This window comes from uncultured Ferrovibrio sp. (genome assembly GCF_937960835.1).
Taxonomy (GTDB): Bacteria; Pseudomonadota; Alphaproteobacteria; order Ferrovibrionales; family Ferrovibrionaceae; genus Ferrovibrio.
Map to the genome: position 1 here is coordinate 147,546 of NZ_CALGPC010000013.1, position 13,640 is coordinate 161,185.

13 protein-coding genes are annotated in these 13,640 nt (G+C 63.3%); 3 read left to right on the plus strand and 10 right to left on the minus strand.

Features of this window, described 5'->3' with window-relative positions; genetic code table 11:
- Positions 1-252: 252 nt before the first annotated feature.
- Positions 253-1,149 (plus strand): RNA polymerase sigma factor RpoH, encoded by an 897-nt coding sequence (gene rpoH, locus Q0603_RS13475; protein ID WP_298726496.1) that lies wholly within the window; start codon positions 253-255, stop codon positions 1,147-1,149.
- A gap of 83 nt (positions 1,150-1,232) precedes the next feature.
- Here rpoH and Q0603_RS13480 read toward each other — a convergent pair whose 3' ends face one another.
- The 9 genes from Q0603_RS13480 to mutM all read right to left on the minus strand — a co-directional run bounded on the left by Q0603_RS13480 (position 1,233) and on the right by mutM (position 9,707).
- Positions 1,233-1,682 carry a chemotaxis protein CheW gene (locus tag Q0603_RS13480; RefSeq protein ID WP_298726498.1) on the minus strand — a complete coding sequence of 150 codons (450 nt, stop codon included), beginning with the start codon at positions 1,680-1,682 and terminating at the stop codon, positions 1,233-1,235.
- Positions 1,683-1,684: 2 nt separating this feature from the next.
- Complete coding sequence (locus Q0603_RS13485) at positions 1,685-3,502, minus strand: methyl-accepting chemotaxis protein (protein WP_298726500.1); 1,818 nt, start codon at positions 3,500-3,502, stop codon at positions 1,685-1,687.
- On the minus strand, positions 3,499-3,741 hold the full coding sequence (locus Q0603_RS13490; RefSeq protein ID WP_298726502.1) for a hypothetical protein: 243 nt from the start codon (positions 3,739-3,741) through the stop codon (positions 3,499-3,501). The genes Q0603_RS13485 and Q0603_RS13490 overlap by 4 nt, the downstream gene beginning before the upstream one ends.
- Positions 3,742-4,112: 371 nt before the next feature.
- On the minus strand, positions 4,113-4,805 hold the full coding sequence (locus Q0603_RS13495) for a hypothetical protein (RefSeq protein ID WP_298726504.1): 693 nt from the start codon (positions 4,803-4,805) through the stop codon (positions 4,113-4,115).
- Positions 4,806-4,977: 172 nt separating this feature from the next.
- Entirely contained in the window at positions 4,978-6,270 is a 1,293-nt protein-coding gene (locus Q0603_RS13500) for an adenylosuccinate synthase (protein ID WP_298726506.1), read from the minus strand.
- Positions 6,271-6,354: 84 nt separating this feature from the next.
- Positions 6,355-7,521 (minus strand): ATP phosphoribosyltransferase regulatory subunit, encoded by a 1,167-nt coding sequence (locus Q0603_RS13505; protein WP_298726508.1) that lies wholly within the window; start codon positions 7,519-7,521, stop codon positions 6,355-6,357.
- Positions 7,522-7,554: 33 nt separating this feature from the next.
- Positions 7,555-8,331: an enoyl-CoA hydratase gene (locus tag Q0603_RS13510; RefSeq protein ID WP_298726510.1), complete on the minus strand. Its 777-nt coding sequence runs from the start codon at positions 8,329-8,331 to the stop codon at positions 7,555-7,557.
- Positions 8,332-8,356: 25 nt separating this feature from the next.
- Positions 8,357-8,746 (minus strand): hypothetical protein, encoded by a 390-nt coding sequence (locus Q0603_RS13515; protein ID WP_298726512.1) that lies wholly within the window; start codon positions 8,744-8,746, stop codon positions 8,357-8,359.
- 136 nt (positions 8,747-8,882) lie between these two features.
- Positions 8,883-9,707 (minus strand): bifunctional DNA-formamidopyrimidine glycosylase/DNA-(apurinic or apyrimidinic site) lyase, encoded by an 825-nt coding sequence (mutM, locus tag Q0603_RS13520; protein ID WP_298726514.1) that lies wholly within the window; start codon positions 9,705-9,707, stop codon positions 8,883-8,885.
- Between the two features lie 63 nt (positions 9,708-9,770).
- On the opposite strand from mutM, the gene ubiE reads away from it, so the two are divergent.
- Positions 9,771-10,511 (plus strand): bifunctional demethylmenaquinone methyltransferase/2-methoxy-6-polyprenyl-1,4-benzoquinol methylase UbiE, encoded by a 741-nt coding sequence (gene ubiE, locus Q0603_RS13525; protein ID WP_298726516.1) that lies wholly within the window; start codon positions 9,771-9,773, stop codon positions 10,509-10,511.
- Positions 10,512-10,542: 31 nt separating this feature from the next.
- The gene (ubiB, locus tag Q0603_RS13530) at positions 10,543-12,078 is read left to right on the plus strand and encodes a 2-polyprenylphenol 6-hydroxylase (RefSeq protein ID WP_298726518.1); all 1,536 of its coding nucleotides are present in this window, start codon (positions 10,543-10,545) and stop codon (positions 12,076-12,078) included.
- 87 nt (positions 12,079-12,165) lie between these two features.
- Here ubiB and Q0603_RS13535 read toward each other — a convergent pair whose 3' ends face one another.
- Positions 12,166-13,389 carry a porin gene (locus Q0603_RS13535; protein WP_298726520.1) on the minus strand — a complete coding sequence of 408 codons (1,224 nt, stop codon included), beginning with the start codon at positions 13,387-13,389 and terminating at the stop codon, positions 12,166-12,168.
- Positions 13,390-13,640: the final 251 nt, after the last annotated feature.

Genomic DNA, 13,640 nt, shown 5'->3' on the forward strand with positions numbered 1-13,640 from the left:
CAAAGTCCGATCGGAGTCATGCGCAGGCATGGCGAGTGCCGTTGAAAATCGGCAGATTGGTAACAATATATTGAAATATATGAACTTTCCTGAACGGACGGTGTTTGATCAGGATGTGATGGCCACTACAGGACGAAGATGCCTGCGCCCCACTTCCGCCGTATTCCGCCCCTCTCTTATTGATGTTGAGGTTCAGGCTTACCAAATATCTGTCTGTGCCGGGTATTCGCCCGGCCGGGGGAGTCCGAAAATATGAGTGTTGCCAGTTTACCTGCTCTTTCTGCGACTGAAGGGGGCCTTGCCCGCTATCTCGCCGAAATCCGCCGGTTTCCCATGCTGGAGCCGGAGGAGGAGTATATGCTGGCCAAGGCGTGGCGCGACCACGGCGATGTCGAGGCCGCCCATAAGCTGGTGACTAGCCATCTGCGGCTGGTGGCCAAGATCGCCATGGGGTATCGCGGCTATGGCCTGCCGATCGGGGAACTGATCTCGGAAGGCAATGTCGGCATGATGCAGGCGGTCAAACGCTTTGATCCCGATAAGGGCTTCCGCCTGTCGACCTATGCCATGTGGTGGATCCGCGCCTCGATCCAGGAATACATCCTGCGTTCCTGGTCGCTGGTGAAGATCGGCACCACCGCCGCGCAGAAAAAGCTGTTCTTCAACCTGCGCCGCCTGCGCGGGCAGATGAAGGCCATTGAAGGCGGCCAGCTCACGCCTGAGCAGGTCGAGAAGATCGCCAACCAGCTCGACGTCTCCAAGGAAGAGGTCATCACCATGGACCGCCGTCTGGCGGCGCCGGACCATTCCCTGAATGCGCCGCTGCGCGATGACGGCGATGGCGACGCCCAGTGGCAGGATTGGCTGGTCGATGAGACGCCGAACCAGGAAACCCGTCTGGCGGAAGGCGACGAGTTCGACAGCCGCCGGGCGCTGCTGACCCAGGCGATGGAGCAGCTCAACGAGCGTGAGCGCGATATCCTGGCGCAGCGGCGCCTGACCGAAGAGCCGACCACGCTGGAAGATCTGTCCGCCCGCTACGGCATCAGCCGCGAGCGCGTGCGCCAGATCGAAGTCCGCGCCTTCGAGAAACTGCAAAAGGCCGTGAAGGCAGCCGCGCTGCAGCAGGGCGTTGAAGCGCCGGCCTGACGGCTTCATTCAAATAGATTTCAAAAAAGAACGGCGGCGGTCGCAGGACCGCCGCCGTTGTCTTTTCAGACCGCCTGGCTGCGTCAAGCCGCGGCGTGTTCCAGGGCCAGCGCCCTGTCGCCTGCGATTTTCTGCAATGCGAGGAGCGGGACGAGCTGTTCGCCGATGGTAGCGATGCCGTCGATGATCCTCGACGACCATGCCTCGTCCTCGGTCGGATTGGTGATATGCGTCTCATCGATCTGCACGATGTCGGAGACGCCATCCACCAAGAGGCCCATCGGCTTGCCGTCCAGCACCGCAACCACGATCACGTCCTGTGGCCGCGGCTCCGGCGTCGGCTTGCCCAGAATGCGGCGGGCATCAAACACCGGCAGCACATGGCCGCGCAGGTTCAGCACGCCAAGACAGGCCGGATCGGTGTCAGGCAGGGCCGAAACGGGCGTCCAGCCGCGGATCTCCTGGATCTGCAGCAGAGGCATCGCATAGCTCTGATCCCCAACCTTGATCAGCAACGCATCGAAGCTGCTCATGATCAGAATTCCTGCCAGTCTTCCGCTTCCTCAGCCTTCACGGCGGCGGAACCGGTCTGCTTCAGCGCCGTCACCGTCTTCGGCTTGGCCGCCGCAGCCGGTGCGCGGCTGACCGTATTGGCAGGCCGCAGGGCGGAGGTCGACGCCGACAGCTGGCCGATCTTGAAGAAGCCGACCAGATCGCTGAGCTGGCTGGACTGCTGCGCCAGCGACTGCGCCGCCGCCGAGGTCTGCTCGACCAGGGCGCCGTTGCGCTGGGTGGTTTCATCCATCTGGCCCACGGCGGTGTTGATCTGCTCCAGACCCGTGGCCTGTTCGCGGCTGGCTGCCGTGATCTCGGCCACGATATCGGAGACCTTCTTCACCGCGCCGACAATGTCGGCCAGGCTGTTGCCGGCCTGGCTGACCAGCTGGCCGCCTTCGCGGACCTGGCCGTTCGACTCGGTGATCAGCGTCTTGATCTCCTTCGACGCATTGGCCGAGCGCTGCGCCAGTGCCCGCACTTCCTGTGCCACCACCGCAAAGCCCTTGCCGGCCTCACCCGCACGTGCGGCCTCAACACTTGCATTGAGCGCCAGCAGGTTGGTCTGGAAGGCGATCTCGTCGATCAGGCCGACGATGTCGCTGATCTTGCTGGCCGAGCCTTCGATGCGGCCCATCGCATTGACCACCTCGTTCATCACCGAGCCGCCCTTGTCGGCGGCATCGCGAGCCACCAGGGCGAGCTGGTTGGCGGCGGCGGCATTGTCGGCATTCTGCTTCACCGTCGTGGTGATCTCATGCATCGACGCCGCCGTCTCCTCGATCGAGGCCGCCTGGCTTTCGGTGCGCTGCGCCAGGTCCTGGCTGCCGGCCGAGATCTCGCCCGCCGCGTCCTTCACGGCACGCGCGCTCTCGTTCAGCTTGCCGGCGATGTCGCGCAGCTTGGCCGCCATCGCGTTGACACTGTCCTTCAGCGTGCCGAACACGCCCTGATACTCGCCGCGGATCGAGTTGGTCAGGTCGCCCTGCGCCATCGCCGCCGTGACCTGCGCGGTCTCGTTGGTCATCTTCTGCAGCATCGCGGTCAGGCCGTTCAGGCGCTGGCTGATCGCCAGCAGGAAACCTTCCTTGCCGTTCTCGTCGATCCGCATCGACAGGTCGCCGTCGACCGCCTTCTCGCAGAGCGCGGAGATCTCCTCGATCGCCTTGCGCTCGCGCGCCTCGCGGGCGCTGCGCTGCTCTTCGGCCACGCGGCGCTGCTCGGCGATCTCGGCCTCGGCCTTCTCGCGGGCAATCATGTTGTCCTTGAAGACCTGCACCGCACGGCCCATCTCGCCGATCTCGTCCTTGCGATCCAGGCCGAACACCTCGGCCTTCACGTCGCCGCTGGCCAGGATCTTCATGCCCTCAGACAGCCTGTTGATCGGACGTGTCAGCGTGAAGATCGAGATGCAGAAGCCGGTAATCAGGGCCAGCACGATAATGCCAATGGACAGCACGATCAGAAGCATGAGCTGCTCATCGTAGAATTCCGCAAGTTCAGCCTGAACCCGCTTGCCTTCTGCATCGTTGCGGGCAACCGCCTCGTCCAGCTCGCGGTCGACAGTGACGCGAAGATCACGCACTTCAGGACGATCGGCATAAGCACGCGCCGCAGCCATGCCCTCGGCTTGCGCCAGACGCGCGATTTCGCGGCGCTGCTGCACGAAGGTCTGCAGCCGCTGCTTGCGTCCCTGGAAAGCCGCCAGCCGATCTGCCGGCTGACTGGCTTCATACAGGGGGATGATCTTCTCGAGATCGCTTGCGACTTCGTTCAGACCGTCGATGGCGGATTTCATTTCGTCCGGCACTGCGCGAGAAAAATGGCGCGCATCCGGCTCACCGATTCGGCAACTTCCATATTGGCCATCAGGGCATAGGTTGCCCGCGCGTCCATGCTACGCAGTGAATCGACACCTTCTTCGTAGGTCCGCAACGCATTGATTCCCAGCAGCGCAACAGTCGCCAGCCCTAGGGATCCGAGGATAAGCACGCTTATGATGCGAAAACCAATCTTCACATTCGATAGGAAGTTCACTGGTAGACTCCTTCGTAGGACATCGTTTCTCGATGGGTTTAGGGAGCAAACGATCGCCCGAGGAATCCGCAGACAACCCTTTTTCGACTTTCAACCCAGCCTGTCAGCGGGATGCACAGTATTTCCACTCACGCGCTAGCGCAGCTTAACTTCCGATAACGGTATTTCGGTATGAATGCTGCGATTCCAGACCCGATGCGAAAAGAAAACCCGCGATCAGCACAGGCTGATCGCGGGCTTAGTCATTTTGGAGGAAACGCACGATAACAGGGAGAGGAAAGTACTGAAATCAGGAACGCACGCACTTTACGCTGTCAGAAAACGCCACGCACTTTGATCACTCTTACGCTGGTACTGGTACGCTAAAAAACTCAATGATCCTTTCGATCCCCGGCAGAGGGCTCCCATTCGTCTATGTCGAGATCGGCCGCCGGTGTCGGCTCCGGCAGACGGATTTCCGCTTCGGGCGGGCTCTGCAGCCATTTCAGATCCAGCGGCCGCGAACCCGGCAGGGTGATGTCTTCGGGCGAAGACCGCAGGAACGATGCCAGGGCGGACAGTTCCTCGGCTGCATATTCACGGCATTCGCGGCGGATCGTCGAAGCCAGGATCTGCGCCATCTTGCGCAGAAGGACGAGGTCGCGCTCACCCCACTCGCTGCTGTCGGCTGCGCGCTCGCAGCGGAAAACAGCGGTGGGGATATTCGTGTCGTCGACGATCAGCAGATCGATCTGGCGGCAGGTCTCACCGCTTTCCGCAGCCTGGCCCGGCTCCGCATCCAGGCTAGGCGCCTCTTCGGTCATCATCGAGGTAATGCCGGCGCGGGCTGCCTTGATGTAGGCTTCGGTAGCAGCCTGGGGGATGATGGCGCCCTGGCGCTGGATCCGCCCCTCGATGCCGTCGATCAGGTGCTGGCAGACCATGTCGCCATTGTCCTGGAAGAACCAGACGCTGGCACGCATCGCCGCGGTGACATCCAGAGCATCTATGCACATTGCCTCGCAGAGTTCTGCGATGCCCTCCGCACCGACGCCATACAACGCTGCTTCCTGGGTCCTGAGCATGTGCTCCTCCATCGGCGGCTGCCGATAGGAGCAATCTAAACCTTGGGCAGGCCAGTAAAAGTTACCGCTCGATAAGGTGGCATTACTTTTCGATAAGCAGCGCGCAAAGCAAAAAAACCCGCTCCGGCATCGCCGGAGCGGGCCTTTTCTCACGCCGCCTGACGAAGCGGCCTTAGTCTTCGAAAGGATCCTTCATCAGGATGGTATCGTCCCGCTCGGGCGAGGTGGAAAGCAGCGCTACCGGCGCACCGATCAGTTCCTCGATGCGGCGGACATATTTCACGGCAGTGGCCGGCAGATCAACCCAAGACCGCGCCCCTTGCGTGCTTTCGCTCCAGCCTTCCAGCGTCTCATAGACCGGCTTGGCGGCAGCCTGATCCGCCATCGCGGCCGGGAAGTAGTCCAGCGTCTTGCCGTTCACTTCATAGCCGACGCAGATCTTGATCTCCTTCAGGCCGTCCAGCACGTCGAGCTTGGTGAGCGCGATGCCATGGATGCCGTTCAGCTTCACCGTCTGGCGCACCAGCACCGCGTCGAACCAGCCGCAGCGCCGCTTGCGTCCGGTGACGACGCCGAATTCCTTGCCCTTCTCGCCCAGCCACTGGCCGATATCGTCGGTCAGTTCGGTCGGGAACGGGCCTTCGCCGACGCGTGTGGTGTAGGCTTTCACGATGCCCAGGATATAGCCGAGCGATCCCGGACCAAGGCCGGAGCCGGCCGCCGCCGATCCCGCCATGGTGTTTGATGAAGTCACATAAGGATAGGTACCGTGATCGACATCGAGCAGCGAGCCTTGCGCGCCTTCGAACAAAATGCGCTTGCCGGTACGGCGCGCTTCGTCCAGTTCATGCCAGACCGGCGCCGCATAAGGCAGTACCTGCGGTGCGATTTCTTCCAGCTGCTTGAGCAGTGCCGCACGGTCGACCGGATCGGCACCGAAGCCGCGGCGCAGGGCATTGTGATGCGCCAGCAGGCCATCCACCTTGCGGCCCAGCATCGTCTTGTCGGCCAGGTCGCAGACGCGGATCGCGCGGCGGCCCACCTTGTCTTCATAAGCCGGACCGATGCCGCGCCGCGTGGTACCGATCTTCACGCCCTCGGTCGCATCCTCGCGCAGGCCGTCCAGCTCGCGATGCAGCGGCAGGATCAGGACGGCATTGTCAGCCACCTTCAGGTTGGCAGGGCTGATATCGACGCCCTGGCCGCGCAGCTTTTCGATTTCGGCGATCAGCGCCCAGGGGTCCACCACCACGCCGTTGCCGATTACCGACAGCTTGCCTTTGCGGACGATGCCCGACGGCAGCAGCGACAGTTTGTAGGTGTTGCCGCCGATCACCAGGGTATGGCCGGCATTATGGCCGCCCTGGAACCGCACCACCACATCGGCGCGCAGGCTCAGCCAGTCGACGATCTTGCCCTTGCCTTCATCGCCCCACTGGGCGCCGACCACCACCACATTGCTCATGTCAAACGTCCTCTACGAAATTCCGCACGCATCCCGTCTCTCTCCCGCCCGCAGGAGATGGTGACGGAAGAGCGAGGGCTTTTTTTACGTTGCCTGAACGGCCTTGCCGTCCCACCAATGACTGCAGCCTGCGGCCTTGGCCGCCTTCCTGATGTCGCCCTCTTCCTTCTGCAGCGCGGCCCAGGTGTTGTGCCCCTCGCGCCGCAGCTTCGCGCCCTGGGAGCGCGGCGTGCCGAAGGGGAGATAGACCAGTTCCTGCGGCGGCTGCGGCGGCAGGGCGCGCATGACGCTGTCGAGATATAGCGTGAAGCCCGTCGCCGGCTCGCCCGCCGGCGTCACGTAACGGCCGCCGCGGCCGAGTTCGCCGCGCACATTGCGCGCGAACAGGGTGAAGGAAATCCCCATGTGATACTCAAATCCGCGGAATTCGCCGGGATCGAGCGTGACCAGAAGATCGGGCGCGGCTTCGCTGACCTCGCGCACCAGCGCATCCAGATCGGCAACGATCTGCGCGGCTTCAGCCGGCAGTTTAAGCGCCTTCAGGCCATCCACGGCGGCGCGGGCCGGACCGGCCAGTTCGAGCAGCTTCAGCAAGGTCGGCGCGGCATTGCCGCCAACCTGCTTCAACTCAGCCGCATCCTTGCGGTCCAGGGCACGGCGGGCGGCACGGGCCTGCTTGGCTTCCAGCCCCATCGCCTCCATGATCGCCGGCGCCAGCAGAGGCTGCGTGATATCGAGCGACAGCCCCGGCACACCCAGCACCGCCACAGCTTCCGCCGCCAGCACGGCAACCTCGACATCGGCTGCCAGCGCATCGGAACCGATCAACTCGAAACCGGCCTGGGCGAATTGCCGTTCGGGACGCAGCTGGCTGCCGCGCACGCGCAGGACCTGTCCGGCATAGGCAACGCGCAACGGCCGCACGGCATCGCGCAGGCGCGTCGCCGCGATGCGGGCCACCTGCAGCGTGATGTCGTTGCGCAGCGCCATCATGCGCTGCGACACCGGGTCCATGACGCGGAACATCTGGCTGGCGAGATCCTGTCCCGACCCGGCGAGCAGGGTTTCCTCGAACTCGATCAGGGGGGGCTTGACGCGCGCATAGCCGTGACGCCGGAAGCTGGCGAGCAGGCTTTCGCTGGCCTGCGCTTCCCATTCCGCGCGCGGCGGCAGCACATCGCGCAGGCCAGCCGGCAGCAATCCGGCCGCGGGCGTGAGGCCGGTTTCGCTGTCCGGGCTTTCGCTACGCATGCTGCGTCCGCGCGGTGGCATCGCTGCTGGTCCTTACTTGTGCTTGAAAACCGGTTTGCGCTTCTCGGCGAAGGCAGCCATGCCTTCCTTCTGATCCATCGTCGCGAAGGTCGAGTGGAAGACGCGGCGTTCGAACTTGATGCCCTCGGCCAGCGTCGTCTCATAGGCGCGGTTGACCGCTTCCTTGGCGATCATGACGATCGGCTGCGACAATTCGCAAATGCGGTTCGCCACCTTGAACGCTTCCTCCAGCAGCTGATCCTTCGGGATCACGCGGCTGACAAGGCCGGAGCGTTCGGCTTCCTCGGCATCCATCATGCGGCCGGTGAGGCACATTTCCATCGCCTTCGACTTGCCGACGAAACGCGTCAGACGCTGCGTGCCGCCGGAGCCGGGAATGGTACCCAGATTGATCTCAGGCTGGCCGAACTTGGCGTTATCGGCGGCGAGAATGAAGTCGCACATCATCGCCAGTTCGCAGCCGCCGCCCAAAGCATAGCCCGCCACCGCCGCAATCACCGGCTTGCGGCATCTAGCGACGCGCTCCCAGTCGCGGGTGATGAAGTCTTCCTTGAAGACGTCCATGTAGTTCTTCGGCTGCATCTCCTTGATATCGGCACCGGCGGCAAAGGCTTTTTCCGACCCGGTGATGATGATGCAGCCGATCGCATCGTCGGCTTCGAAAGCATCCAGCGCCTTGCCCATCTCCTGCATCAGCTGGGTATTCAGCGCATTCAAGGCCTGGGGCCGGTTGAGCGTGATCAGGCCGACGGGGCCGCGCGTCTCCACCAGGATGTTCTCGTACGCCATGACGGGCTTCCTCTTCGCTTGGATTTTATGGGTTGGGTAACAGCTCGAACCGCACGGTGACACCCGCGCCGTTGCGAGCAGTGATTGCGATCCGCAGCTGCTCGGCCTCGCGGCGGTACTGCTCGGGCCCGACCGGCTTCCAGCCAAGCTGCGGCAGGGTCGCCGCATAGAATTGGCGCACCGCCGCAGCCGTGACCGTGCCCTTGGCCTCGGTACTGGCGATCCGGCCCGACGGCTTGTCGAAGACCGTTGCCGCCTCCGGGTTCTCGGTAAGGCCGGGCATCAGCGGGACATCTTCCGCGATCGACAGAAAAGCCCCGCCAGCATGGGTATTTAGGCTTGCACAAGTCCCTGCCAGCGCCATCAGGGCGGCCAGCATGAGGCTGCGGAAACGACTCCAGCCGGGGCTGAACATGGCCGGGACTTTGGCAGTTTGAGGTCAGTTTTGGAAGGCCCTGCCCCCAGATTCGTGATCCCCCGGTCCGGCCGGGGTATCCCTTTGAAATACGAGGGCAAGCGATCCGCAGATCGCCTCCGCAATGGCGGCGGCGTCATTTCTGGCAGGAACCGCAGTAGAAGGTCGACCGTCCGGACTGCACGATCCGCTTCACCGGCCGGCCGCAGACCGTGCAGGGCTGGCCCTCCCGGTCATAGACCCGGAAACGGGTCTGGAAGTAACCCAGCTCGCCGTCAGATTGCACATAGTCGCGCAAGGATGAGCCGCCGGCCGCCACCGCCTCGCGGAGCACCGCCTTGATCGCCGGGACGAGCTTGTCCAGGCGCTGCGGACTGACGGTGCCGGCCAGCCGCTTGGGACTGATCCCGGCGCGGAACAGCGCCTCGCAGACATAGATGTTGCCCAGGCCGGCCACCACGGTCTGATCCAGCAGGGCGGCCTTCATCGGGGTTTTCTTGCCCATCAGCGCCAGGTGCAGCACGGCGGGCGTGAATTCGTCGGCAAGCGGCTCAGGCCCGAGGCCGGCGAGCAGCTTATGATCTGCGAGCTTGGCGGCTGGAAACAGGTCCATCATGCCAAAGCGGCGGGCGTCGTTGAAGGTAACCGCCCAGCCCTCTTCGGTGGCGAAAATCACATGATCATGGGGGCCGATATCGTTGGGCCAGGCCGGCCGCATCACCATGCGGCCCGACATGCCGAGATGGATCAGCCAGACAAGATCGCCTTCCAGCCGGATCAGAATATATTTTGCCCGCCGCTCCAACGCCTCGACCCGGCGGCCGCGGATGGTTTTGGCGAAATCCTTCGGCAGAGGAAACCGCAAGTCGGGGCGGCGCGCCTCGATACGAACGATTCGCCGGCCTTCCAGTTTTAGCGCCAGCCCGCGGCGCGTGGTTTCCACTTCGGGCAGTTCGGGCATCGCCCTGTCTATACCGTGGCGGGGCGGTTTCGGCTATGGTCAATGCCATATGAGCGGATTGTCATGAGCAACGATACCCATTTCGGTTTTCGGACCGTCCCCGAGAGCGAAAAGGCGCGGCTGGTGCGCGGCGTCTTCGAATCGGTGGCCAGCCGTTACGACCTGATGAACGACCTGATGTCCGGCGGCGTGCACCGGCTGTGGAAGGCGCAGATGGTCGATTGGCTGAATCCGCGCGGGCCGATCCGGGTCCTGGACGTTGCCGGCGGCACTGGCGATATCGCATTCCGCATCATGGATCGCGCGCCGCAAGCCGACATCATCGTGGCCGATATCAATCCGGCCATGCTGGAGCAGGGGAGGAACCGCGCCATCGACCAGGGCCGGCTGCGGCGCCTCGCCTGGGCCTGCATGGATGCGGAAAAGCTGGCGCTGCCCGACCGCTCGGTGGATGCCTATACGATTGCCTTCGGCATCCGCAACGTCACCCATATCGACATCGCCCTGAAGGAAGCCTATCGCGTGCTGAAGCCCGGCGGGCGCTTCCTGTGCCTGGAATTCTCTTCCGTGCGGCATCCGGCGCTGGCCTCGCTCTATGACGCCTACAGCTTCAATATCCTGCCGAAGCTGGGCGCCATTGTTGCCAACGACGAAGACTCCTACCGCTATCTGGTGGAAAGCATCCGGCGCTTTCCCAATCAGGAAAATTTTGCGGCCATGATTGCCGAGGCCGGGTTCCAGAATATCCAGGTGCGCAACCTCACGGGCGGCATTGCCGCTCTTCATTCCGCTCGGCGCATATGATGCAATTCCCTGTAAGCCCGTGCTGACCGACTTGCGCCACCTCCTTCGTCTTTTTGCCATCGGCCGCTGCTTCGCACGGCACGATGCGCTGTTCGTTTTGCGCGACGCGCCGCTGGGGGGGTTGGGCCGCAGTGCCGTAGGCCTGTTCCAATTGCTGTTCGGCCGACGGCGCCGCGACCTGCGCGAAGGCGAACGGCTGGCCAATGCCTTAAGCGACCTGGGGCCCAGTTTCATCAAGCTTGGCCAGGTGCTGTCGGTGCGGCCTGATCTCGTCGGCGCTGCATTGGCCGATGACCTGGGGCGGCTGCGCGATCGCTTGCCGCCTTTCCCGTGGACCGCGGCCAAGGCCAGCATCGAAGCCGAGCTGGGCAAGCCTTTGGATGCTCTATTCAGCGGATTTGAACCCGAGCCTGTGGCGGCGGCCAGCATCGCCCAGGTGCATTTCGCCGAAACGACTGAAGGCAAGCCGGTCGCGATCAAAGTGCTGCGTCCTGATGTGGAAGCAGCCTTCCGACGCGATCTTGCTCTTTTCGCCTGGCTGGCCGATGCCGCCGAGCGCCATATCGCAGGCATGGACCGCCTGCGGCCGCGCGACGTGGTGGCCACTTTACGGGAATGGGTGGCGATCGAGCTGGATCTGCAGCTGGAGGCTGCGGCAGCATCGGAACTGCGCGACAATTTCCGCGACGATCCCGATGTCGTAATTCCGGCGGTGGATTGGCAACGCACCGGCCGGCGCGTTCTGACAGTTGAGCGCATTGCTGGCATACCGATTGAGGATCGGGCCGCACTTTTAGAGGCCGGCATCGACCTTTCTGCGCTGGCCGCGCGGGTGATCCGCATCTTCCTCAAGCAGGCGCTGCGGGACGGCTATTTCCATGCCGACATGCATCACGGCAACATTTTCGTCGCTACGGACGGCCGCATCGAACTGGTGGATTTCGGCATCATGGGACGGCTCGACCTGCCGACCCGATGCTTCATGGCCGAGATGCTCGGCGCATTCCTGTCCGGCAACTGGCGACGGGCGGCAGAAGTGCATTTCGAGGCCGGCTATGTACCGGCGGACCGGTCGGTGGAGGCTTTTGCCCAGGCCTGCCGGTCGATCGGCGAACCGATCCTGGATCGCCCCGTGACCGAGATTTCGATCGGCCGCCTGCTCGCCCAGCTGTTTCAGATCACCGATACCTTCGGCATGCGCACGCAGCCGCATTTGCTGTTGCTGCAAAAGACCATGGTGACGGTGGAGGGCGTGGCGCGCAGCCTCGATCCGAACATCAATTTCTGGGAAGCGGCACGGCCTGTCGTCGAGGACTGGGCCCGGGAGAATATGGGGCCGGAAGCGCGGCTGCGCGAGGTTGCGGGCAATGTCGCGGAGGTCGCGCGAAGGCTCCCCGCCATCGCGCGCGGCCTGGAGGCACTGGCCAGTACCGTGCAGGCCGATGGCCTGCGCTTGAGCGACAGCAGCCTGGCGGCTTTGGCCGATGCGCAACGCCGCGCGAGGCGGCCTCTGCTGTGGGCCTTATGGGCCATCGCGGCATTGCTGGGCTTGTCGCTGTTTTTGTAGCGCCGCCCTCCTGAGCAACTTCGTCAGGCACAAAAGAAAAGGGGCCGGTTTCCCGGCCCCTTCCTGTATTCCAGTGATCTGCCAGGATTAGAAATCGAGGCGGATACCAGCAACGCCGAACACGGCATCGGCTTCGTCAGCCGCAGCCGAGGCGTGATCTTCATATTCGTAGTAGCCGACACCGGCGAAGGTCAGCACGCCGCGGGCGAGCTGATAGGTCACACCAGCGGAGTACCAGGTGAACTTGTCTTCGCCGCCGACGACGGCGCCGTTGACATTACCCTGGTCAGCCTTCGTGAGAGCGTAATCAACACCGATACCGACCGACCCCGGCGCCACGCCGTTGGTCAGATAACGAATGCCCGCGGTGTAGACGTTGCGATCATCGCTGCCAAAGGAGCCCGTTTCTTCGAACTTGTAGGCGCCGCCGATCTGCACGGACGAGCCGTCACCCACGTTGTAGGTGAGCGTGGTGCCGAAGGCAAAACCTTCGATACCGCTTTGCCCCCGAATCTGCGCCGCATTACCCTCGGTCGGGATGACGTTTGCTTCGATATCGGCATTCATGTACGCGCCAAAGAGGGCCACATCGACCGGACCAAACGACTCGATGTAGTTGGCCGCCACGGTGTAGACCTTGGAATACTGACCTGGGTTGTTGGTCGCACCGAAACCGCCGCCGCAGCCGTTGCTGCCCGAGAAGTCCTCGCAGCCATCCGGCGTGTACGAGAAGCCGAGCTGCAGGCCCTTGCCCGCCTTCGAGCCGAAGTAGCGGTTCGACGACGTGTAGAGGTTGATGCCCTCGCGGTCATCGATGCCGCTGAACTTGGTCAGGGTGTTGCCGGTGCGGGCGCCAGTGGGGGCGTTGGTCACCGCGAGCGAGCCAACCGGATCGATGGTGCCATAACCCGGAATGGCGGTCGGCGCACCATAGACCATCTTCGACGAAGCGCGGTCGGCTGAACCGATCTCGACACGGCCGACATCGCTGCGCTCGATGAACATGTAACGCTCATCGATCTGGTCGGCATCGGTCGCCGCTTCCAGCTCGACGCGGCCGCCGATGACGGTGCCGTCGTTCAGGACGCCGCGGATGTTGAAGTAGATTTCAGCATCCTGGCTCAGAGCGGTCGAATGCCGGTTCGGCTGGCCGGCGACGTTGTCGCGGTCCTGATACTTGAAAACCTCGGTGAAGTAGCCGCCGACCGAAACGCTCAGCGGCTGGGCCTTGGTCTGGGCGCTGGCAATGTCGGCCACAAACAGGCCGGCAGCCGCAACCAAGGCGGTCTGCAGGAGAAGGGTCTTCTTCATCTCTTGGGTCCTTCCGTTAAGTGACGTGTCAGCGTCGATGGACAACCCGGGTGCATCGCCCGGACGCACGATAAACGCTGCGGAAAGACAAGTCAGCGGCAGACCGACGACAACCGCATGACAAAGCGTGATGGCCGACACAGTCGCGAAAACGCAACGTCAAGCGTTGCAAGAATGCAACAGATCATCGGGTGAGCTAATCGCGCTAAGCGGCCGTCACGCCCACCAGCTAATCGCGTCAAAAGAGCCGC

Bases quoted from the DNA above. Each gene is read 5' to 3' on its own strand.
- Q0603_RS13480 (WP_298726498.1), bottom strand. From the start codon at position 1,682: ATGAGCAGCTTCGATGCGTTGCTGATCAAGGTTGGGGATCAGAGCTAT.
- Q0603_RS13510 (WP_298726510.1), bottom strand. From the start codon at position 8,331: ATGGCGTACGAGAACATCCTGGTGGAGACGCGCGGCCCCGTCGGCCTG.
- Q0603_RS13485 (WP_298726500.1), bottom strand. From the start codon at position 3,502: ATGAAATCCGCCATCGACGGTCTGAACGAAGTCGCAAGCGATCTCGAG.
- Q0603_RS13495 (WP_298726504.1), bottom strand. From the start codon at position 4,805: ATGCTCAGGACCCAGGAAGCAGCGTTGTATGGCGTCGGTGCGGAGGGC.
- mutM (WP_298726514.1), bottom strand. From the start codon at position 9,707: ATGCCCGAACTGCCCGAAGTGGAAACCACGCGCCGCGGGCTGGCGCTA.
- ubiE (WP_298726516.1), top strand. From the start codon at position 9,771: ATGAGCAACGATACCCATTTCGGTTTTCGGACCGTCCCCGAGAGCGAA.
- Q0603_RS13515 (WP_298726512.1), bottom strand. From the start codon at position 8,746: ATGTTCAGCCCCGGCTGGAGTCGTTTCCGCAGCCTCATGCTGGCCGCC.
- Q0603_RS13535 (WP_298726520.1), bottom strand. From the start codon at position 13,389: ATGAAGAAGACCCTTCTCCTGCAGACCGCCTTGGTTGCGGCTGCCGGC.
- Q0603_RS13505 (WP_298726508.1), bottom strand. From the start codon at position 7,521: ATGCGTAGCGAAAGCCCGGACAGCGAAACCGGCCTCACGCCCGCGGCC.
- Q0603_RS13500 (WP_298726506.1), bottom strand. From the start codon at position 6,270: ATGAGCAATGTGGTGGTGGTCGGCGCCCAGTGGGGCGATGAAGGCAAG.
- rpoH (WP_298726496.1), top strand. From the start codon at position 253: ATGAGTGTTGCCAGTTTACCTGCTCTTTCTGCGACTGAAGGGGGCCTT.